This window comes from Vibrio agarivorans, from assembly GCF_030409635.1.
Taxonomy (GTDB): Bacteria; Pseudomonadota; Gammaproteobacteria; order Enterobacterales; family Vibrionaceae; genus Vibrio; species Vibrio agarivorans.
Genome location: NZ_JAUFQF010000002.1, coordinates 455,056 through 478,379, shown reverse-complemented (window position 1 = coordinate 478,379; position 23,324 = coordinate 455,056). Strand labels below are relative to the sequence as shown.

Here is a 23,324-nt window from a genome sequence, read left to right as displayed (position 1 = left end):
ACGAGTTTACTACATATCACTCAACATTGCTCGCAGCAAGGTTGAGTGATTGTGTGTATTCACTCGTTATTAACGATTATTCACCGCGGTGTGTCAACACTGCATCAACAAGCCCGTACTCAACAGCTTGATCAGCGGCCATAAAATTATCGCGGTCAGTATCGCGCTCGATAACCTCTAATGGCTGACCAGTATGTTCAGCAAGAAGCGTGTTTAGTTTTTGTTTGATAGTCAAAATTTCTTGCGCGTGGATCTGAATATCAGACGCCTGACCTTGGAAACCACCTAGTGGTTGGTGAATCATCACGCGAGAGTTCGGTAGTACGTAGCGCTTACCTGGTGCACCACCAGCAAGCAGGAACGCACCCATTGAACAAGCTTGACCCATACATACAGTGCTTACGTTTGGCTTAATAAACTGCATTGTGTCATAGATAGACATACCTGCAGTCACGCTACCGCCCGGAGAGTTGATGTAAAGGAAAATGTCCTTATCTGGATTTTCAGACTCTAGGAAAAGCAGCTGAGCCACAACGAGGTTCGCCATGTGGTCTTCCACTTGACCCGTTAAGAAAATCACACGCTCTTTTAATAGACGTGAGTAGATATCGTATGAACGTTCGCCACGAGATGTCTGCTCTACTACCATTGGTACTAGCGCGTCAAGAATTGGCGACATTGCATTTTTTTCTTGGTAGCTCATAGTCTTATATCCCTAAAAATAAATGGCCCGGATGATAAATTATCACACGGACCATTGTTAGCAGTGAGTTAATGGTTAGTCAACCAATTAGCTTCGTTTCTGCCTATTAAGCAGCAGGTTGCTGGTTCATTAGCTCGTTGAAGCCAACTTCTTTCTCAGTAACTTGTGCTTTAGCGATGATCGCGTCGATAGCTTGCTCTTCTAGAGCAACGTTACGCATGTTGTTCATCATTTGCTCGTTTTGCTCGTAGTAAGCAATCACTTCTGATGGGTCTTCGTAAGCTGTTGCCATCTCTTCGATTAGTGCTTTCACTTTCTCATCATCAGCTTTTAGCTCTTCTGACTTGATAACTTCACCAAGTAGTAGGCCAACTGCTACGCGACGCTTAGCTTGCTCTTCGAACAGTTCACGTGGAAGCTGTTCAGCAGCTTCTGGGTTACCACCGAAGCGTTGAGCTGCTTGCTGACGTAGACCACCGATCTCTTGGTCGATAAGTGCAGCAGGAACGTCGATGTCGTTCGCGTTAACTAGACCGTCAATCGCTTGCTCTTTGATGCGGTTCTTAACAGCTTGCTTAAGCTCACGCTCCATGTTCTTGCGTACTTCAGCTTTAAGTGCGTCAACACCGCCTTCAGCAACACCGAACTTAGCAACGAACTCGTCGTTGATTTCTGGAAGCTCACGCGCTTCAACTTTGTTCACTTTGATTGCGAACTTAGCTGCTTTACCTTTTAGGTTCTCTGCGTGGTAATCTTCTGGGAAAGTCACGTCGATTTCGAATTCCATACCAGCAGTCTTACCTGTGATACCGTCTTCAAAACCAGGGATCATGCGACCAGCGCCCATTTCTAGTGGGAAGTTCTCAGCTTTACCGCCTTCAAACTCTTCGCCGTCGATAGAACCAACGAAATCGATAGTTGCACGAGTGCCTTCTTCAGCAGCGCCTTCAACTTCAGCCCAAGTCGCTTGTTGCTTACGTAGCGTCTCGATCATCTCTTCAACGTCTGCGTCTTTAACTTCAGCAACTGGCTTCTCAACAGCGATTGCGTCTAGACCAGCAAGTTCGATTTCTGGGTAAACTTCGAACGTTGCGTTGAATACTAGGTCTTGACCTTCAGCGTTTTCAACTGGTTCAAAAGTTGGTGCGCCAGCTGGGTTGATCTTCTCTTTAACGATCGCTTCGATGAAGTGACGCTGCATTACTTCGCCTAGAACATCTTGACGTACCGCTTTACCGTACATCTTAGCAACCATCTTCATCGGTACTTTACCTTTACGGAAACCATCAAAGCGACGGTTTTTCGCGATGTTGCGTAGTTCAGCTGTTACCGCATCTTCAATGTTAGACGCAGGAACAGTAATGTTAAGACGGCGCTGTAGGCCCTCTAGCGTTTCAACAGTAACTTGCATTGTTTATAAACCTCAAAAATGGCTCAGAGTTCTCTGAGCGTATGAGCCAAACTGACTATTCTAGTGAGTATGACTGCATCCTTGTTTAGCGCTCTTAGAACGCTTATTTAAATTGAGCATCGATACTCGGTTAACCAACCGCGTACCGGACTAATGAGTGATATCTTCCAGCAGCAAAGCCCCAAAAAGGTATCTCCGATTAGTCTCAGGGTAAAAATTTAGACGAAGCATTCTAACGACCTGAGCTTAGCCTGTCGAGCCGATCCCCTGTATCGAACACTCAATAATCATAAATTCATCTCAACTGCTCCGTTTTCGACCAATTTTCATGGTTGAACGAGAAAAAACAGCGAATACACGTCAAAAATGGGGACTTTTGACCGCTTTTCAAGGTTTCTAATTCAATTATTTCTTAAAAAGCGTAAAAGGAGAGATTGATCAAATTTTTAATTACATTTTGCGTATTAGTTTTGTCTAAAAACGGGCTTATGGAAAGTAGCTATTATGATAGAAGGCGGCCACAAATGAGCCGCCTTCGTATGCATATAGCATCTTTACTATTTATAATGAGATCTTTTTAATCATACCCGATTCCGCATGACCTAGCATATTGCATGCAAACTCAACCTCTTTCTCACCGTGGAAGTGCCATAATATTTGTTTGGCTTTACCTGGTGCGACTGTTACTGAGTTTCCAGAATCATGATGATGATCTCCCTCCATCGTAGCCATCATCTCTCGGTGCGCTTGTTGCTCCTCATGCGACCCTATAACAAACTCGTGGTCCATTTTTCCGGTATTCATAACGACAAACTGCACCACATCATTCGGTTCAATTTTCACATCTCGCTTAAAGTCTATCGTCATGTCATCACTTAAAATGACATGCACCACTTTGTCTGGCTTCGCCCCGTGGGCCGGCATACCAACTGCTGACATACCTTCCATGCTCATATTAGAGTGATCCATTTTACTGAGATCCATTTGACTATGGTCCATGCTACTATGATCCATCGAACCATGATCCATACCCTCCGCATGAACCCACGTGGATGTCGATGCTATCGCCATCATCAGTACGATTAGTTGCTTTTTCATATCTATCCTTCCTTCTTAGTAAGACTTTTTAGTGACTTCATTTGGTTGTTTGGGTTGCTTTAATTCTTGTTGCTTCCACAATTTGAAGATGGCAGGCAACACTAATAACGTCAGTAATAGTGCCGATGCCATTCCGCCGATCATCGGAGCGGCGATTCTTTGCATGACTTCAGAACCCGTTCCTTCTCCATACATAATCGGGATAAGGCCTATAATCACAGTGAGCACCGTCATCATCACTGGACGGACACGTAACCCTGCTCCTTCTCGAATGGCTGCACTGAGATCACTCATAGTCAGAGATTGCTGCTGCTCTTGCACATCCAGTTTTTTGTAGTGCCATGCTTGATTGAGGTAAACCAACATAATGACTCCAATCTCAACGGCGACACCTGCTAAGGCGATAAAACCCACCCCGACGGCAATGGAAAAGTTATAGTTGAGGTGATGCATCAACCATAGGCCACCAACCATTGAAAGCGGCAGTGTCAACATGATGATCATCACTTCCCCTACTCGCCTAAAGCTGAAGTAAAGCAATAACATAATGATCGCAATGGTAATTGGCACGACGACATTGAGCCGCTCTTTCGCCCGCTCCATATATTCATACTGCCCTGACCAAGCAAGTGAATAACCCGCAGGCAATTGCAACTGCTCTGCAACAACCTGTTTGGCTTCCTCTACGTAGGTACCTAGGTCTCGTCCGTCAATATCGACAAAAACCCACCCGTTTGGACGAGCATTTTCTGTTTTTATCATTGGAGGACCATCTTCATACCGAATATCCGCCACATCCGCGAGGGCGATGCGGGCCCCATTGGGCGTCACCAATGGTAGATTTTGTAGCTTCACCACGGAGTCTCGATAGTCTTGTGGATAACGAACATTGATAGGGTATCGTTCTAGCCCCTCAATGGTCTCACCTACATTCATTCCACCAATCGCTGTCGAAATCACTTGCTGAACATCATTGATATTCAAACCATATCTCGCAGCCGCTCGACGTTTAATATCAATAGTGACATAACGGCCACCTGCAACACGTTCCGCATACACTGACGCTGTGCCGGGAAGACGACTCAGAAGCGGCTCAAGTTCGGCGCCTATCTGCTCAATGACCTCAAGTTCAGGTCCCGCTATCTTTATCCCAATTGGGGTTTTTATCCCCGTCGCTAGCATGTCGATACGGGTTTTGATCGGCATGACCCAAGCGTTTGTTAAACCAGGGAACTCAATCAGTTGATCAAACTCCCTACGCAAAGATTCTGTCGTAACCCCCTCTCGCCACTGTTCTCGTGGTTTAAGCTGAATCACCGTTTCAATCATAGTTAGAGGCGCTGGATCAGTCGCAGTTTCCGCGCGGCCCACTTTGCCCCAAACAGTATCAACTTCAGGCACCGTTTTTATGAGCTTGTTGGTCTGTTGCAGCAATTCTCTCGCCTTGCCCACCGAAATGCCGGGATAAGTGGTCGGCATATACATTAAATCCCCTTCATCTAGTGGCGGGATAAACTCACTCCCCAACTTGCTTGCGGGGTAATACGCAGACCCCATCAAAACGAGAGCCAGAATAATCACTATTTTGGGATAGGACAGACTCATGCTTAACAGCGGACGATAGAGCGCAATTAACGCTTTATTGACGGGATTTTTATGCTCAGGCAATACGTTCCCGCGAATGAAATACCCCATTAAAACAGGTACTAAGGTAATCGCTAAACCGGCAGCAGCCGCCATCGCGTAAGTTTTGGTGAAGGCGAGAGGAGAGAACATTTTTCCTTCTTGCCCTTCAAGCGCAAACACGGGCACAAAGCTTAATGTGATGATCAATAGCGAGAAGAAGAGTGGCGCGCCCACTTCCTCTGCCGCTTTTCCGATCACTTGCCAGCGATTTTGATCGTTGAGTGGTGTCCTCTCGATGTGTTTATGCACGTTTTCGATCATGACGATCGCCCCATCAACCATCGCACCAATGGCAATGGCTATCCCACCTAATGACATGATGTTGGCATTGATACCCTGCCAATGCATGACAATAAATGCGCTGAGGATCCCAACTGGTAAGCTAAGAGCAATAACGAGCGATGAACGTATGTGGAATAAGAATAGGGCACAAACCACCGCCACGACAATGAACTCTTCCGCTAACTTCTTCCACAAATTTTCTACTGCAGAATCAATCAGCGTTGAACGGTCATAGGTAGTGACAATTTCGACCCCCTCAGGAAGACTGCGCTGCAAGTCATCTAACTTAGCCTTCACTTTATCGATTACTTCGCTGGCGTTTTCACCAAAGCGCATCACTACGACACCACCAACAGCCTCACCTTCACCGTTAAACTCTGAGATGCCTCTGCGCATCTGGGGTCCAAGGTTAATTTCAGCAATATCACCTAACAGCAGCGGCGTTCCCGTTTCGGTCACTTTCAGCGGCAGAGATTGAATATCCTCTACCCCTGTTAAGTAACCAGTAGTGCGCACCATATGCTCTGCTTCTGCTTGTTCAATCACCGAAGCACCTGTTTCTTGATTACCGTTTTTGATCGCCATATTGACTTGCTGAAGTGTTAAGTCATAAGCACGAAGCTTGGCTGGGTCAATCTGCACTTGATACTGCTTAACCATACCGCCAACAGTGGCAACTTCAGAGACGCCATCTACCGTTTGCAACTCGTATTTCAAAAACCAATCTTGCAAACTGCGTAACTGCGCTAAGTCATGCTGACCGGTTTTATCTTGCAGCACATAGTTGTAAACCCAGCCAACGCCTGTTGCGTCTGGCCCTAAAGTCGGCACTGCACTCGGAGGCAAATTTGGCGCGACTTGACTCAGATATTCAAGTACACGCGAACGTGCCCAATACATGTCGGTATCATCATCAAAAATGATGTACACATAAGAGTCACCAAAGAACGAAAATCCACGAACCGTTTCGGCGCCCGGAACGGCGAGCATTGCGGTCGTCAACGGATAGGTCACTTGATCTTCAACTACCTGAGGTGCCTGCCCCGGATAGCTTGTTTTAATGATGACTTGAACATCAGACAAATCTGGTATCGCATCAACAGGTGTGTTTTTTACACTGTAAAGCCCACCCACGGTCAACAATAATGTTGCCACTAACACGAGAAATCGGTTTCTGAGGGACCAGCGAATGATGGCACTAATCATTGTTTACCCTCTACTTTCTCTATCTGTTTGAGTTGATAGTTCGCTCCTTGTTTGTTCAACAGAAAACGGACCGCATCACCCTCAGCCAGGGCTGACAGATCAACATCATCCTCAACAGAAAAGTTCATCTCCCCCGCCTGCCATTGCCACTCATCAACAACCTGATGCTCAATAGTGATCATGCCAAAATCTGCCATCAATATGGTGACTTCTCCGAGTGCCCATGCCTCTGTCGGCATTACGTTTTCAGCAAGTTTAAGGTCTACGACCTCATACATACCTGTGGCGCCTTTTTGCATTTCAAACTCAATGGCTGAACCCACTTGCAATCCATCAGTGTCGACATTTGAGGCAAGGCTGAAATCCATGACCATACCGGGCCACTCCCACTCAGGGACCGGCTGATGATTGATGGTGAGCATTTGGTGATCAAGCATCACTTTGGTCACTTCGCCCTTAGCCCATACTGTTGCCACCGGCTCATTCGCACCATTGATTCGGGATAACTCCGCACTTTGGCTAGATTCAGAATCAAGCATAAAATGCGCAGAAGTCACAATACGCTCGCCTTCTTTTAGCCCTTCTAAAACTTCAATACTCTCTCCTGCTTCACGCCCAACCTCGATACGAGCAGAGCGGTATTTTCCGCTGCCTTCAGCTAACACTACACGTGTCATTCCACCAGAACGAATCACCGCAGACCTAGGGATGGTCAGCACTTGCTCTGATGTTTGTGGTTTAAGTGCAATGTTGGCAAACATATTCGGTTTTAACGCCCCGCGCTCGTTGGCAAACTTCAAGCGCACTCGTAAAGTTCGGGTTTTTGGATCAAGAATCGGATAAACATAATCCACCACGCCTTGCCACTCTTGCCCAGGAATAGCATCAAGTGTCATCAACGCTTGGCTGCCTGCGCTGACCCAGTGCGCTTGGCGTTCAAACACTTCCGCATCAACCCAAACTTCATCGAGAGGTCCAGCACTGATCACCGCTTGAGCTGGAGACAAATAGCCACCCTCACGGATATTAAGGCCTGCAATTACACCATCTGTTGGTGCCTTGATATCAATGGACTGAGAGGCTTTACCTCGCCGCTTGATTGCTTGAATCTGAGCGTTATCGACACCCAAGGTCATCAAGCGCTCAGTCGCTCCTTTGAGTAAACCCTTACGCCCTGTGCGATACGCATTCAGTAATTCTTCCTGAGCTTTAACCAACTCTGGGGAATAGAGCGTAAACAACTTGTCACCTTTGCTTACGCGGTCTCCGACTGCATTGACAAACAATGTTTCTACCCAACCCGCGACTCTTACGTTGGTTTGCCACAACAAGCTTTCATCAAACGCGACGTAACCGACAGTCTCAATTCTTGGGGAGAGGTTACTCAGCATGACAGCTGCCGTTTTTACTCCGAGGTTATTCTCTACAGCAGGGTCGATGGTCACCGTGCCCGGCTTGTCGTTTTCACCGGATAGGTCTTCTGCAAACACAGGGATTAAGTCCATCCCCATCGGTGATTTACCTGGCTTGTCTCGTTTGTAATTTGGATCCATTGGTGCAACCCAATAGAGGGGCTCGTCGGACGCGTTACTCGCCCCAGCTTTCATACCTTCCATATCATGAGACGGCAAAGGTAGAAGATAGCGGCTACTAAAGCCTAGTGCGGCACCGACGAGTAATGCAATCACTGCAACTTGATGAGTTTTGTTCATTTTCCTACCTTAGTGACTCATTGTTTGTAATCGTTGGAGGGTTAGCTTGAAAAGTAAACCCTCCAAGTAATGCAGACAGACTGCTGTTGACGAGGCTTAAATCGGTAATTAAACGCTGGTATTCAAGAGCCAGTGTTAACTCATCTGAAGAGGCGGAAATCACATCATTATACTGTGCTGTATTATTCTGATAGCCACGCTCAACCGCCTGAGTTCGAGCGCTAGCTTGACTGAGCAAGGTTGTTTTAAAACGGTCGATACGCTCTTTGAGGTTAATGCGATCAATCAATAACGCGTTGACCTTGGCATTCATCTGAGCAAGAAGCACATCTTTTTGTGAGCGAGAAGCGCCGACTTGATACTGTGCTGCCGCAAGATCTCTGTCTTGTCGGTTGTCAGTAAACAGCGGGATATCCATCGTCAAGTAGGCACTCACCAGATCAGAGGCAGGTTCGCCACGCATGTTGTCTGCCTGGCGATAGGCATACATCACTTCAACACCAAACTGAGGCGTGTAAGCTTGCTCAGCCAAGGCGACCTGTGTCTCATTACTCGCAATGGTTTGGTCAGCCATTTTCACCACTGGGTGCTCATTGATACGCTGATAGTGCTGAGTTGATTCACCAGCAGACTCAAGATAGTCATCCAGTTGTGGCCAGCTAATCTGATTGGTCGCCATAGCATCACTATTTTGATAGAGCCACTCATCCCCGAGCCATTCGGACATTTGAGATAAAATGCGACGCTGCATTTGCTGGTTACTAAGGATTTTCTCATCCAACTTACTTACATTGAGCTGAGCGTTGAGCAAGTCTTGCACTTCACTTTTGCCCAAACCATAGTTGGTCTCGATAAACTGCTCCATCTCCATCATTAGACGACGATTTTCTTTCAGTACTTGATGAGCGTATTGCTGATAACCGAGCTCTAACCACAGTTGAGTCAAGCTATTTGCAATATCAATCGCTCGGCCATCCACCTGTAGGGCCATGCCATCGGCTTGTTGATTGGCTCGCTTTTGTTTCAAGTTAGAGCTAGAGCCACGCTCGAATTGCTGCATCAAACCCACTGAAATATTCGTCATCGGATCTTCGTCAAAACGAAAACTGTCTACTGGCAGGCCGCCGAAGCCCACTTTCAGTTTGGGATCCATCAGGGTCGATTGAGACACCCCTGTTTCACGAATCGCTTGAGATTGGGCCTGATACTGCTTGCGCCCTGAATCTCGGTTGATGGCAAACTGGATCAGATCATCGAGCTGCTGAATGGATTGTTTTCGCTGAATAGAGCTTTGCTCGATATTCGTATAAGCAAACACTCCAGGTGACATCATTGCCACCAAAACACTCGCGCACAAAGCAAGCGCAAATGTTGTGTATTGTATATTCACAATTTTTTTCCAATTTAGGTATTGGCCACAACCAATACATGCATCTTTTGCTTCAAGTGCGTTCACTTGGAGCAACCAACTAGCAAAATCTAAATTGAAGGAGGACGCAGCAATAGACGAGGGCGAGTCCGCGCATCTCCAATGGTAATTGGCTGGTGTAAAGCTAAACTCGCGAGGGTAGGTTGAGTGATATTTGCTGTCTCAATGGGATAGGACACACTAGAACACACGGATGTACAACAGCTATGCACGCTGTGAGACTGATTGTCACAATCGCTGGTTTGAACAGAATCTGACGTCATCACATGATGAACAGTATGTTCATGGCTATGGTCATGTTTATCGTCATGATCATGATGCTGCTTACTTGCTGACTGGCAATGAGCCATGGTGGTTGGCTGAGTTGTATGTTGACCCATTTGCAATGACATTGCAGGTGCACTCGAGACGTACGCCGACAACAACATCGCTGTGATGCTGATAAGCGTTATCCATAAAGTGCGCATTGAATGAGTCATATATTATCCCAAATGATCGTTCATTCAGTATAAAGCTTACCCTTGGGGTAGGGTCAAGTTTATTATTCGATAACGTGCTTATATTCTTGAAATATATCGATTCAAAGCCTTAACAAGATCCTTCTTAATCAATGGCTTGGCAAGCACCTCATCAGCCCCATTATTCAAGAAAGATTGAGTCGAAGTTTGCATAATATCGGCAGTCCAGCCAAATATTAGTAGTTTATCATCTCCGCTAGAGCGTATTTTAGCCACGGTATCCACACCATTGAGCTCGGGCATATGGTTATCAATAATGAGCAGGTTGAACGACTCTTTGTTCAGCCAGTCCAATACTTCAAGACCGTTACTGCAAGTTTGGTTTGGTATGTTTAACTTATCTAAAAAACCCTTGGCAATGATCTGATTCATTTTGTTATCGTCAGCAATCAAAACGCGATATTGAGAAAAGTCAGTGTTCTCAGCAACAGCTGATTCGCTCTCTTTTTCTATATTCAGTTGCGGTAGTTTAACGATAAAATAAAACAGCGTTCCTTGCCCCTCCGTACTTTCGACTTGCAATTCGCCTTTCATCAAGGTAACAAGCTTTTGGCATATAGCTAACCCCAACCCTGTTCCCCCAAATCGGCGGTTGGTAGAAATCTCTGCTTGCTCAAACTCATTAAAAATCGATTCGAGCCTGTGTTGAGGAATACCGATCCCGGTGTCTTGCACCTTAAACTCTACACGCTCACCGACTTTGGGACTAATAGTGACACCAATGTGCCCCTGATCGGTAAATTTCAGAGCATTACCAACAAGGTTTAGTAACACCTGCCTTATTCTAACTGCATCACCGTTATAACAAGCCTCTTTGTCACACTGATTGTCGAAAATAAAGCGCACACCTTTTTCAGAACAGAGGCTCTGATAGGTGCTCACTACCGGGTTAATGACATCCTCCATTGAAAATAGATGTGGGTCCAACTCCAAGGCATCATTTTCGATCTTGGCAAGATCCAGAATATCATTAAGAATGGAAATGAGATGCTCACCGGACCCCAAAGCCAGTTTCAGCACATCCCGATGCTGCGGATCATCCACCTCTTCTTCAAGCATTTGCAGCAACCCCAACAATCCATTCATCGGTGTGCGTATCTCATGACTCATTGTGGCAAGAAATTTAGATTTGGCTTGATTTGCTGACGTTGCCTCTAAAGCGGCCGTCGCCAGTTGGGTTTCGAGTTGCTTAAAGTCGGTCACATCCCGTTCAATAGCAATGAAACGCTCTACGCTTCCTTCTTTGTCACGCAATGGGGTAATATCGATGTCGACCCAATAGGGTGCGCCATCCGACGTATAATTGAGAATCTCTGCCTTTACTTGATTACCTGCTCGTAGAGCGTCACCAATATTCTTTGCCGTTTGTGGGTCAGAGGCCTGCCCCTGCAAAAACGAACCTGGTGTTCGACCGCGTATACCGTCAATATGATAACCTGTCATTGACTCAAAGGCCTGATTCACCCACTCTACCCTGCCTTCTCTATCCGTTATAATGACTGCATCACGTGCCGCTCTGACAACTGTAGCCAGCAAGTGACTCTCCTTCTCTTTTTCCATTAGCTGGCTGTTAGCGTCCATTAAATCTTGTTTTGAGCGTGCGAGTTCTGAATGAGGATTCACAAACAGCTTTTTGCCTATCAGACCAACAAGAATGGCGCTTACCCCGACCACAACCAACAGACTCTGAATTAAATCCCCCTGTAAGCTAGATAGCTGCTGATCAACAAAAGACTTACTGATACCTTGCGTTAATATCAAATCGCCTTTACTCAAAGTAGTCTGGTTAATTATCCATTGTGATGAGTGACTAAGGTTAGGGACAAAGGAGAGATGCTCATGATGATCACTTTGATCGTGCTCCTTGCTTGCCAACGTCGCTCTTGGTGCTGGAGGGTTATTCTGACTTAGCTCGTACCAACGATCACGACCTGTGATAAAGCTGCCAAAAAAATCCTCATAATCGACGGCTGTTTCCCCATACAACAAGCCAACAAACTGCCCCTCGTTCCAGATAGGTACAAACAGTTTTAGGCAAATATGACTGGTATCGTCATGCAATAGATAAACAACACGTTCATTCAATGTAGATTGAGTAATGGATTCAAAGATATATTGCTCTTGCTCGGAAGCCGGGTGACGAAAAGTATCTTCAAAAAGAATGTTACCCTCACGATCACGCGCGGCATAAAGCATCGATTTGCTTTGACCTTTAAAGCGATCAAGCTGATAGATAAGACGTTCCACATTACCTTCAGCCAATGCCTCCACAACACCTTCATATTGTGACGCTAATAAAATTCGGTCTTCCGCGACTTCGAGGTACTGCTCCATAAAAATTTTTGCTGATTCAAGCTCGAACTGCCCATTGCCACTCTGCAGCTGTTTTATGGTGGATTTACTCTCATCACTTAATACAAAAATCGCTATCCCACCGAAAATTAAAGAAGTCAGTAGAATAAAGACCAACAGCAGACCTTTGGCACTGATATCAGAAAGTGTAAGTTGGCTCAGTGGCTGCATTCAATTCTCCTTGGCAAACGCCTGATGCTCTTAACTAACTGTAGAACATATGAGAAGAAAAAATTTCATCACGCGCATCCAGTCACCATCAAAAGTAATATCGATTAGAGATCAAAAAAAGCAGCCGCTAAAGAGCGACTGCTTGAGAGTATTAAGCCAACGATGTTGTTTTTGTTTGTTAAGACTCTAGTTAGATAGTGAACATAGAGTAAAGAACACCCATTGCACCTAGTGAAGCTAGGATTGCTACACCTTTCTGTGCCATAACGCCGCCGTTCTCTGCTGCTTTACCAAACATACCGAACACTAGAGGGTGCACTAGGAATGTCATTGCAAACGTGAACGTGATTAGGCTTGCTGCGGTTGCACCGAACATGCCTTCTTGTACTGCTGCGTATAGACCGAAGTGTGATAGACCTGAAGATGCAGACATTGAAGCGTGCTCTAGAGACATACCCGCTAGTGATAGCATCGTGAAGCTACCGAATACCGCCATGATCTGCCAGCCTAGCGAGAACTGCATTAGGCCTTTTACTTCACTCGCTTCACAACCGTTAGCATTGCGTAGTGTTTTCAGTGAGAAGTATACACACGCCGCACCTGCTGCAATCAATGGTAGCGTGTACTGAACCATTAGGTAGCCCGCTTCTGCACTTGCCGCAAGAATCGTGAATACGAAGATGTGACCTGCAAATGGTACGTTGATCATGATAGGCGCACGAGATGCAGCTGTTGGACCAAAGTCACCCGCTGTACAAGCACCTGTTAGACCTGAGTGAGATAGACCACCTGCAAGACCTGGCGCTAGGTTACGAACGTGGTTTGCGTTACCTGCGAAGATAAGCAGTGCTAGACCACCAAACATCCAGAAGATCTGACCTGAGAAGCCGTAGATGATAACGCTCTGTAGGCCTGGGATACCAAATGCTTCAATCATGTGAGAACCGCCCACTAGGAAACCACCAGCAAGAACTAGAGGAATACCAGCGAACAGAAGTGCATTCATTGTAGGACCCAGTTTCCACTTAGGAAGCAGCATACCTAGGCCTGACGATAGAATCATTGCAAAGAAGATTTGTGGCAGACCGATATATGGTGCAATTGCTGTAGCGATCATCAGAGATAGGTTTAGAACCACAATGATTGCCATAATTTCTACTACACCCTTACGGATATATTGAGCCTTGTTTGATGTTTTAGCACGACGGTCAATTAGCATGAAGCCAATCGCCAAACATACATAAGCAAACAGTAGGTATGACTCACCAAGAAGTGCAGTATCAGCGCGACCAGAAATCAGTACGTCAGCCGCTTGAATACCCACTAGCAAGAAGAAACCACGAATGATGTAAGTCATCTGCGTACTTGTTGTACCCATCAACACTTCTTTCGTTGAAGGGACAAAGTAATCTGCGTCCGCACCATCTGGACTCTGCTTCGACAGTAGTCGCTTGATTTCTTGACCACCAACGAAGAACGAAGCGATCAAAGCAATAACCGTGGTTTGACCAACGATAACGATAACAGGGAATTCACCTAGACCAGGTTGCGCCATGCCTGTTTGTACAAGCAACGCACCAAGACCAAGACCGGCGACAACGATAACCAAAAGCGATGAGTACTTAGTACCTGCAACGATAACGCGAGCTAAAAGCACCATAAGCGTCAATGCAACCAACGCAATCACAAAATGGTTAAAAGCAAAAAGATGGGAAACTTGTTCCATTACAACTCCAAAAAGCTATGTTTTGTGCTCACAGAAGCCGCTCTATGTTTTGACATAGAGTCACTTAACTCAGCAATAGGCTTCAGTGTGAGCGATTTATATATTCGACTGGTAACTACGCAACGTGTGCAGCAACAACTTCTTCAACTGGGCTCACTGAGTCAGTGAACAGTGTGCGAAGTGCTTTCAATACTTCTTGACGTGATACAACCCCAACGTATTGCCCTTTATTGAGTACTGGCAGAATTTGTGGTTTGTTCACCTTGATAGATTTTGCGCGCTCTTCTAGAGATAGCGTTGTCATCTGAGTGGCATAACCCATACCGCTGGTTGGGAACAGTTGCTCTTTATCAATAGCAAGGTATTCCAACGCATCAGTAAGACGGTCTTCAATATCCATAGTGACAACATCGGTCTTCATCAAGTTACCTACCGTCACAGTGTTATCTGGAATGTAGTCTTGGCACCAAAGTTCAATCATCACGTCATGAGCTGATAGAAAACCAACCAGTTCACCACTTGCATTACACACTGGTGCACCATTCATTTGGTTTTGAATCAGCATATCGATAGCCGATGACAAAGAAGTATCCACATTAAATGTAGGGACTTGTGGATTCACGATATCTCTTACGGTAAGCACAGCACTCATAGCAATCTCCTAAAGTATAACCAACGCCGTTTGTAGTAATTCGTTTCGAACTAAATGAAAGCAGCTACCATGTGCTGCCGATGAGAATGTTACCGAGGGGCATTATATTAGTAAAATTGATTTTATTTAAATGATTATTCAATTTTTCTGATACACGAAAAGCCGCCACGAAAAATGCGTGCGACAGGTTTGCTATAAAAACAATGAATTCCAGTTCGCTGATCGAAAAATCAGAGAAGCTTGAGAATGTAAGCTAGGGCTATAAAAAACTTTGATAAGCCTTGAGGGACAAGGGCTGCCGAATTCATATTTTTTTACGACACTCGTCACACTATACAAACTTGAGGATCAACAGCTGAAATATTTGTCACACAAATATGGACGTGCATAGTCATGCGAAAAGTGTAAACAGATGTTTCGGTAAGATTCTAACCCTTAAGTATTAATAGAATCCGTTACCAAACTGATATGCATTTCAATTAAGGCAAGTTTGTGTCAATCGAACGTTACCCAACCACAAAGAATTGATATAATGTCGGGCAGATTCACCGTAAAACCAACCATTTCGCTGAAATAACAGCGACCTATTTCCTCTATCAGAGAGGGAACGGGCATTAGAAGGAGCAGAAGTGCGTTACTCGTTAAAACAATTAGCGGTATTTGATGCAGTTGCTGAGCTGGGTAGTGTTAGCCAAGCAGCTGAACGACTCGCAGTCACTCAATCGGCAGCCAGTATGTCATTGAGTCAATTAGAAAAGCTTCTAGGGAGAGATCTGTTCATTCGCCAAGGCAAAGATATGCGTCTTAGCCACTGGGGCAACTGGTTGCGCCCACGTGCCAAACGCCTACTGCAAGATGCAGAACAGATTGAAATCGGATTTTACGACCAACACCTATTTAGCGGCAACATCAGTATTGGTGCGAGCCAAACTCCTGCTGAACACTTGGTTCCAGAGCTTATCAGTATTATTGATAATGACTTTCCAGAGATCCGAATGGGTTTAGATGTACGCAGTAGTAAAGGTGTCATCGAGGGTGTTCTTAACTATAAATATGACCTAGGGATTATCGAAGGTCGCTGTGATGACAACCGTACACATCAGGAAGAGTGGTGTCGCGACCACCTTGTTGTTGTGAGCGCTGCTCATCACCCTTATGCAAAGAACGATCGTGTCAGCCTTGCACAACTTGAACATGCACAATGGATTCTGCGTGAAGGCGGTGCGGGTACTCGTGAGATTTTTGAAAGTGCAATGGTCCCATTGATCCCAGATCTCGATGTTTGGCGTGAGTATTCTCATGTGCCAGCCATTCGCTCTTTGGTATCGAACGGTAAATACCTTACTTGTTTGCCTTACCTTGATGTGGCACCAAGCATTGAGAGCGGTGAGCTTGTGGCATTGAATGTGCCAGAGCTTAAAATGGATCGCGCCATCTCATTTATTTGGCGAGCAGAGATGGGTGACCACCCTCTTCTCGAGTGCATCAAACGTGAAGCACATCGAATGATGAAAAATCGCAAGATTCTAAAAAGCTAATATCGCCAATCATAAAAAATGCCGCGGTTTGTCATTACCTCAACAGGATAAAAACAAACAGCGGCATTTTTGTATCTGACTGGGTGACGTTTTGCGTTATTTCTTTTTACCCTGCTGCACCAAAATCTCATGCCAAGCCGTGTTACCATCGCGTTTAGACACATCATATTCAGCACAGAACTGAGATATCGTCATGTTGTTATCACCCGTTGCAAGTTTTAGAGCCAACTCTACACGCTGAAGACGTCCTTGCAAACGCAAAATTTGACCCGCTTGTGGGCTTTTCTCTTTGGCATACTTTAATGCCGCATGCTTGCGCTCTGCCGCCCCCGCACGTCTGTCAGCCTCTGCTAACAAGTGCTTCAATTGCGCGACACTTTTGCCTTTTTTAAACGCAGGTGTGAGAAGCTCAACACACTTATCAAATGACGGGTCTTCTGTATAGGGGTCAATTTTATGCGCCTGCTGACGCATCCACTCTAAAGCGAGTCTTTCATCTGACATAATGCAGCCTGTGCGATTAAAACGACTAGTATACTATCTTGGCAGCTATTCGAAAAACATTTGGTATATCAGCCATATTACTCACGAAAGAGAATTTATTCGAAAAGCCTACCTATCGCGCTATAGTTAGGTGATCCTCTAGTAAGGTTCAGTGACGACTGAGCTACTTGGATTAACAATAAACAATGCGCAAAATATAAAATAGCCACATCACGACAAGCCCCCAAATGGCTATCTATGATGTGACTATTCTAAAGATAAGTATAGTTAAACTAGATTTAACTTCAAACAACCACTTTTGGTGAATTTTAATTTTTTACTATTTTAATTCAGATACTTACTCTTTACCAAATACGTTATTTTCTTGCTCTTGCACGCGAATAAACGTCGTTCTCTTTGTGAGTTCTTTCAGCTTGGCAGCACCTACGTAAGTACACGTTGAGCGCACGCCACCTAGGATGTCTGAAATCGTGTTATGCACTGAGCCACGGTATGGTAGTAGTACTGTTTTGCCCTCAGCTGCGCGGTATTGCGCTACGCCGCCAGAGTGCTTATCCATTGCTGATTGAGAAGACATGCCGTAGAACTTCATGAACTGCTTGCCGTCTTGCTCAACTACTTCACCGCCTGACTCTTCGTGGCCTGCTAGCATGCCACCTAGCATGACGAAGTCTGCGCCGCCACCGAAGGCTTTCGCAACATCACCTGCACATGCACAACCACCGTCACCGATGATCATACCGCCAAGGCCATGTGCAGCATCGGCACATTCAATGATTGCAGACAGTTGAGGGTAACCCACACCTGTCTTGACGCGAGTCGTACATACTGAGCCTGGGCCAATGCCCACTTTGACAATATCCGCACCCGCAAGGATAAGCTCTTCACACATATCACCAGTCACAACGTTGCCCGCTGAGATAGTCTTGGTAGGGAATGCTGCGCGTACTTTTTGTACATACTCAACAAGGTGCTCAGAGTAACCGTTCGCAATGTCGATACAGATAAACTCAAGATCTTCGCTTAGCGCTAGGATATCTTTCGTTTTCTCAAAATCACGCTCAGAAGTACCAGTAGAAACGAACACCTTGTTTAGCGTCTCTTTGCTTGCACCTTTTACAAACTCTGCCCACTGCTCAACCGTGTAGTGCTTGTGCATGGCTGTCATAACGCCGTGCTCTGCTAGAGCCGTCGCCATCTCGAAGCTACCTACCGAGTCCATATTTGCTGCGATAACAGGGACACCAGACCATTGACGACCGCTGTGCTTGAATGTAAACTCGCGGGTTAAATTTACTTGAGAGCGACTTTTAAGCGTTGAACGCTTTGGGCGAAATAGGACGTCTTTAAAACCGAGCTTAAGTTCTTGTTCGATACGCATTGTGTTTTCCTTGATTCATCTACTGATGTGTCTTCCAGAGTGCGTAGTAAATTCGTTGGCAGACGAGTTCACTGTTCTTCGGACACAAAAAAACCGGAGCGTTGGCAGACGCTCCGGTTTTCAGCATTATAGGCTGTGATTTATTTCCGGCAAGACTGATAATTGAATTTTTTTTGTGTTACCATTTCGATTAGCTGCATATCTCCCGCCAAAGAAAAATCATTTAATTAATACTATTCAATAACTTAGGCTACTTTAATTTCTGGAATACTTAGACAAAGAAACCGTTTCCCGCAAACGATAACCTTGCTTAATCTCTCATTTTTCTCTTATTTCAGGTTTTTACACCCAGTTTCAGCATTTCCAAATCGTGCGATTTTCCAGCACTCAGGCGACATTTCATCAACGCTGAGCGAAATAATTGGTGAGTCTGCGTATTTCTGGCAAGAGTTCGGAGGCAAGCAAACCGATCATTCCACTCTCTTTGACACAATTATCTGCCGCCATACTATGCACTAACACACCTAATAGCGCAGCTTGGGTTGGTGTGTAACCTTGAGCAAGGTAACTCCCTATCACACCAGAGAGAACATCCCCCATTCCACCGGTCGCCATACCTGCATTGCCTCTTGTGCATACATAGCATGTTTGCCCATCAAATATTAAGGTGCCTGCACCTTTAAGTACGACGGCACCACCATAGCGCTGCTGTATTGCTTTTATTGCCGCATAGCGGTCACTCTCAATATGGGAAACTGAACAATGCAATAGCCTAGCCGCCTCTCCCGGATGGGGGGTGAGAATCCAATTGTCCCTTCTGTCTGTTGATTTAAATTGAGAATATTGGGCAAGATAGTTAAGCCCGTCAGCGTCGACGACCATAGGCTTGTCCCGCTGGCTGATAGCAAATTCGCATATTGAGTGAGCCAACGATGACTGCCCAAGCCCCGGCCCTAGTACAACAACATCACACCAAGCTAGATTAGGCTTCGCTACTTGCCATGACGCCGCCATCACCTCTCGCTCAGCAGCTTGCAAAGGCGATAGGGACGCCTCATCAACACAGGCTTTAACAAGCCCAGCACCCGCGCGCAGCGCCGCATTGGTGGCTAAACGTGTGGCACCCAGCATTCCTGCTCCGCCGCCAACCACCAACAGCTTACCCGCAGTGCCTTTGTGTGCTGTAGCTGCCCTCGGGCTCATCCATTTAGCCGCATTAGCACAGAGATCTGCTCTGCAGGCTGGTTCTTGATAATGCGTCAGATCTTGCTCACTGATCCCTAATCTGGCCAGATGCAGCCGCCCAACATGATGCCTTGCTTGACCTGTCACTAAACCCGTTTTTACACCAATAAAGCTGATCGTATGTCGAGCAATAACCGCAATCGGGTTCCCTTTATCCCCTTCAACCTTTCCAGTGTCAGCATTCAGCCCAGAGGGAACATCGATAGCAATGACCGCCAAGCTTCGCTTGTTAATCTCGTGGATCACATTGATACACTCTGCTCGAAGCTCACCTTTTAGCCCCGTACCCAGCAGCGCATCAAAAACGAGGTCAAAACTCACTTGTTTATCGTTCGCAAGCTCATTGCCATCTTGCATCGTTTTTGGCATACCTCCGGCAGCCAAAAAACCTTGCCGAGCCTTAAACGCATCCCCTTGATTGTGCTCACAACCTGCCATCTCATAAACCGTTGCTGTGATTCCAGCTTGCAGAGCAAGGGTTGCCACAATATAGCCATCGCCCCCGTTATTGCCTTTGCCGCACACCACCAGCCAGTGTTTTTTATCAGGATAAGTTAGGCAAGCAAGATCAAAAACGGCTCTCCCTGCCTTGACCATCAGGTCAAACAAAGGAAAGCCGTTATCGCTAGCAATACACCGCTCCGCGCTTTTTATCTGCTCGCTGGTATATAGATATGTGAAGTCGTCCATCTACTTATCTCAATCTTCTAAAGACATAAGACAAGTTTAAGAGATAAGCGCCTCCGCTGTTGCGTCTTGGATCGACAAAAACAGAGATTTAATCTCACCCGTTGGGGTTCGCATTGGGTTTAGTGTGACATTTTGATACATGAAATCAGCACGCTGAGTGACTGGCCGCACGTTGCGACAACGGAACAGATAAGGTCGTTGCTGCCACGTAATAAAGCTGCGACACCCTAAATCATAAACCGGCTTGGTTTTGATCTTAAACCACTCTTGAGGGATTTCAGGAAACAGTTCAAACAACGACTGACCAATCGCATCGTGCGATTGTTTACCGCTGTGATGCGTCATAAAGCCATTCCATACTTGAACCTTATAGTCGCGGTCAATAACAATCAGTCCCATATCGACATTTTGTACCATGTCGACCATCCAATGAAATTGCTCAAATTCAGCAGGAAGATGCAGCATTAGAACTCCTCCATCAAGTAGGCAAGTTTACTATCAATAAGCGGCAGTGATTCATCAACGAACATAAACAAAAGATCACAACGAATAGAAGTGTCTTCAATGTTATAGCTCACCTCAAAGGTCATGGTCTTTTTAAAGCGGCCAGTGGTCGAATCAATCACTGAATCAATGGGGATATGTTGCCCTAGCAGCACTGGAGAGCTTTGGAAGAAGCGCACCTCTGCTTGTTCTCCAAGACCATTCAAGAACGAACCGACTAAAATATTGGACACATCCATCAGCAGCTCTAGCTCTTCAAGGTCTTCGCTTTCAGCAGGCACTTTCATCAGCTTTTTAAGGTCACTGACGCTTGAGTCACTGAGCAAAACTAAGGCTTCGCCCGCAATCCCCTCGCCACTGAAGCCTTGGCAAACCCCGGAGACTTGATCATTGCTCGCCAAATCTCTCAGCGCCATATGCAACTCACTCACCTCAAAGATATTGACGTTCGGCAAAGGCAGTTGCACAAACACATCAAAGTGACGCGCCAGCGCATCGGCGGCACGACCGATTGACACGTTCGCTACTTCCATATAAATATCGCGGCGACGCAGGATCGGGAGGTCAATTGGGCTAGGTTGCACCAACTGCGGCTGCGCTGGAGGGGTAATAAGTTGCTTAAGTACGTCATTCAATATTGCCTTATCAATCGGCTTTTGAATAAACGCTTTTGCACCTAACTCTTCAACACGTTGCTTGGCTTTGGGTTGAATATCACCGGAGACAACCACAACCGAGATATCAATTGCCTTCTCTTTAATCGCCGCTAACGTTCCAAAACCGTCTAACTCTGGCATGGTTAGATCAAGAAACATCAGGTCGAAAGGTTGTTCAGCTAACTTCTCTAGAGCATCTAATCCATGTACAGCAAAGGTGATGTCGGCGTTCAGTGAGGCAGGCAGCGACCTTGCCATCTGTTTTCTCGCTAATGCGGAGTCGTCACAAATTAAGACACGACAGGACATTCTTCACCTATTCCATTAATTCCATATATCGAGCGAAGTGTAACAGAGTTTTAACGCACCACATACGACAAAATCACTCAATAGTGACTAAAGTGTCATTAATTTTTAATGATTAACATGATGAAAATGGGCAGGCTGCAAATGTGAACATAGACCAGACGACAAAAGGCGCACGATCTAGGTGCGCCTTATCCCTCGTGACTCAATTCGTGAGCTTGCGGATCGTGTCGACTTAGCTGCGACACAATGTATTACGAGGATGCAGAAATGATGTTTGAATCCATCCAAATTGTAGGTAAGGCTTTCGTGTCCTCCATGCGAAGTTGATTGATTTGCCTTACAACTTAAATATGGTACAAAATCGCCGAAATGCAAACTTAGTTTAGTGATTTATCTCAAACTGTCACAGCGATCACATCTCCACTCATAAGCCATTGTTTGCTAAACTAGCCGCCACCCTGCATTCGCTGACTTTGAGCTACTAGAGATACGACATTGAACTGGAGAAGACTTACCCAATTCCAAAATGTACCCACATCGCAAGCCTCACTTGCCCTTGGTGTTATTGGTTTAGGCCAAGCTTGGGCACTCTATGTGCCGAGCATTGGAGTGGATCTACAGCCTTTCATTGCCGCCTTTGGTGCTTTCTTATTAGGGCCGGTGCTCATCAAGTATGTGATGCATCGCCACCTCTACTTCAATGATATCCGTCATCCTATCAGCGGCAGTTTGATGGCACCTATCAGCATGGCAATGCTGATACTTTGTGACTACCTTGCGCTTATTTCCCCTTGGATTGCGTATCCTTTGTGGATGGTGGCAATTTCAATCCACCTAACCAACATGTTGGTGTTCTTTGCCCTACAGCTAAAGAGCTTTAAAATTTCCAACATCGTTCCAAGCTGGTTCCTGTATCCGGTAGGGATGATCAGCAGCTCACTGGCGGGCACTCAATTTGGTTATAACGTCTTTTCCGTTACGCTGGTAGAGATCTGTATTACGATTTACTTCTTTATGCTGCCAGTTGTGCTTTACCGTCTGATGTTTGAAGGCATGCTACCTAAGCGAGCGCGCCCCACATTGGCGATTATGGCCGCCCCAATCAACTTGACGCTGGCTGCCTACTTAGTCAATTTTAACGACCCTGACCCTATTCTCACGGGCGCTCTGGCTGGCATTGCCGTCACCATGACGATGTTTATCTATCTATGCTATTTCCGCTTGATGCGCTTGCGCTTCCAGCCATCCATTGCCGCAGTGACCTTCCCTTCGGTGATCAGCGCTATCGCCATGGCGCGGTTAACCGATTTCTTCGATAACTTTCACCCACATTGGCATTGGCTGCACAAATTTGGCTTTGTCGAACTAGTCATCGCCACCTGCATGGTGGTATGGGTAACATTTCGTTATTTCACCATGTATTGGCCGGAGTTGAAATTGTCTCGGTTCGTTAATGAGAAAATGAGTGGCCACTAGCTTTGATTTTTACGAAAAAGGCTCAGGTCGTAATGACTCTGAGCCTTTTTTCATAAACTACTGTTAATCATGAAG

The 23,324-nt window shown here is 45.8% G+C and carries 17 protein-coding genes; 3 read left to right on the top strand and 14 right to left on the bottom strand.

Going from position 1 to position 23,324, the window contains the following annotated elements:
• Positions 1 to 76: 76 nt before the first annotated feature.
• The 6 genes from clpP to QWZ05_RS07535 all read right to left on the bottom strand — a co-directional run bounded on the left by clpP (position 77) and on the right by QWZ05_RS07535 (position 9,431).
• Positions 77 to 703 carry an ATP-dependent Clp endopeptidase proteolytic subunit ClpP gene (gene clpP / locus QWZ05_RS07560; RefSeq protein ID WP_264876836.1) on the bottom strand — a complete coding sequence of 209 codons (627 nt, stop codon included), beginning with the start codon at positions 701 to 703 and terminating at the stop codon, positions 77 to 79.
• A gap of 106 nt (positions 704 to 809) precedes the next feature.
• Positions 810 to 2,114 carry a trigger factor gene (tig, locus tag QWZ05_RS07555; protein ID WP_264876837.1) on the bottom strand — a complete coding sequence of 435 codons (1,305 nt, stop codon included), beginning with the start codon at positions 2,112 to 2,114 and terminating at the stop codon, positions 810 to 812.
• Between the two features lie 561 nt (positions 2,115 to 2,675).
• Positions 2,676 to 3,212: a copper-resistant cuproprotein CopI gene (gene copI / locus QWZ05_RS07550; RefSeq protein ID WP_290297637.1), complete on the bottom strand. Its 537-nt coding sequence runs from the start codon at positions 3,210 to 3,212 to the stop codon at positions 2,676 to 2,678.
• 15 nt (positions 3,213 to 3,227) lie between these two features.
• On the bottom strand, positions 3,228 to 6,386 hold the full coding sequence (locus QWZ05_RS07545; protein WP_290297636.1) for an efflux RND transporter permease subunit: 3,159 nt from the start codon (positions 6,384 to 6,386) through the stop codon (positions 3,228 to 3,230).
• Positions 6,383 to 8,098: an efflux RND transporter periplasmic adaptor subunit gene (locus QWZ05_RS07540; protein ID WP_290297635.1), complete on the bottom strand. Its 1,716-nt coding sequence runs from the start codon at positions 8,096 to 8,098 to the stop codon at positions 6,383 to 6,385. The genes QWZ05_RS07545 and QWZ05_RS07540 overlap by 4 nt, the downstream gene beginning before the upstream one ends.
• A gap of 4 nt (positions 8,099 to 8,102) precedes the next feature.
• A complete protein-coding gene (locus QWZ05_RS07535) occupies positions 8,103 to 9,431 on the bottom strand; it encodes a TolC family protein (RefSeq protein ID WP_390215899.1) in 1,329 nt (442 codons plus the stop codon).
• 289 nt (positions 9,432 to 9,720) lie between these two features.
• Between QWZ05_RS07535 and QWZ05_RS07530 the strand changes: the two genes are divergently transcribed.
• Complete coding sequence (locus QWZ05_RS07530; protein ID WP_264876841.1) at positions 9,721 to 9,963, top strand: hypothetical protein; 243 nt, start codon at positions 9,721 to 9,723, stop codon at positions 9,961 to 9,963.
• A 121-nt stretch (positions 9,964 to 10,084) separates the two neighbouring features.
• Here QWZ05_RS07530 and QWZ05_RS07525 read toward each other — a convergent pair whose 3' ends face one another.
• The 3 genes from QWZ05_RS07525 to QWZ05_RS07515 form a co-directional block, all read right to left on the bottom strand.
• Positions 10,085 to 12,568: a PAS domain-containing hybrid sensor histidine kinase/response regulator gene (locus QWZ05_RS07525; RefSeq protein ID WP_290297632.1), complete on the bottom strand. Its 2,484-nt coding sequence runs from the start codon at positions 12,566 to 12,568 to the stop codon at positions 10,085 to 10,087.
• Between the two features lie 190 nt (positions 12,569 to 12,758).
• A complete protein-coding gene (locus QWZ05_RS07520; protein ID WP_264876843.1) occupies positions 12,759 to 14,294 on the bottom strand; it encodes a hypothetical protein in 1,536 nt (511 codons plus the stop codon).
• A gap of 115 nt (positions 14,295 to 14,409) precedes the next feature.
• A complete protein-coding gene (locus tag QWZ05_RS07515) occupies positions 14,410 to 14,946 on the bottom strand; it encodes a CBS domain-containing protein (RefSeq protein WP_264876844.1) in 537 nt (178 codons plus the stop codon).
• Between the two features lie 629 nt (positions 14,947 to 15,575).
• Between QWZ05_RS07515 and QWZ05_RS07510 the strand changes: the two genes are divergently transcribed.
• Entirely contained in the window at positions 15,576 to 16,484 is a 909-nt protein-coding gene (locus QWZ05_RS07510) for a LysR substrate-binding domain-containing protein (RefSeq protein WP_264876845.1), read from the top strand.
• A gap of 96 nt (positions 16,485 to 16,580) precedes the next feature.
• Here the strand turns inward: QWZ05_RS07510 and QWZ05_RS07505 are convergent, their stop codons facing one another.
• From QWZ05_RS07505 to QWZ05_RS07485, 5 genes are all read right to left on the bottom strand, one after another.
• Positions 16,581 to 16,988: a hypothetical protein gene (locus tag QWZ05_RS07505; protein ID WP_264876846.1), complete on the bottom strand. Its 408-nt coding sequence runs from the start codon at positions 16,986 to 16,988 to the stop codon at positions 16,581 to 16,583.
• 337 nt (positions 16,989 to 17,325) lie between these two features.
• Complete coding sequence (locus tag QWZ05_RS07500; protein ID WP_264876849.1) at positions 17,326 to 18,369, bottom strand: GMP reductase; 1,044 nt, start codon at positions 18,367 to 18,369, stop codon at positions 17,326 to 17,328.
• Positions 18,370 to 18,771: 402 nt separating this feature from the next.
• Positions 18,772 to 20,304, bottom strand: a complete 1,533-nt coding sequence (locus QWZ05_RS07495) for an NAD(P)H-hydrate dehydratase (RefSeq protein WP_290297626.1) — start codon at positions 20,302 to 20,304, stop codon at positions 18,772 to 18,774.
• Between the two features lie 36 nt (positions 20,305 to 20,340).
• Complete coding sequence (locus QWZ05_RS07490; protein ID WP_264876851.1) at positions 20,341 to 20,769, bottom strand: PAS domain-containing protein; 429 nt, start codon at positions 20,767 to 20,769, stop codon at positions 20,341 to 20,343.
• Positions 20,769 to 21,773, bottom strand: coding sequence for a response regulator (locus QWZ05_RS07485; protein ID WP_264876852.1), 1,005 nt, complete (start codon positions 21,771 to 21,773; stop codon positions 20,769 to 20,771). The genes QWZ05_RS07490 and QWZ05_RS07485 overlap by 1 nt, the downstream gene beginning before the upstream one ends.
• Before the next feature lie 495 nt (positions 21,774 to 22,268).
• Between QWZ05_RS07485 and QWZ05_RS07480 the strand changes: the two genes are divergently transcribed.
• Positions 22,269 to 23,249, top strand: a complete 981-nt coding sequence (locus tag QWZ05_RS07480; protein ID WP_264876853.1) for a TDT family transporter — start codon at positions 22,269 to 22,271, stop codon at positions 23,247 to 23,249.
• Positions 23,250 to 23,324: the final 75 nt, after the last annotated feature.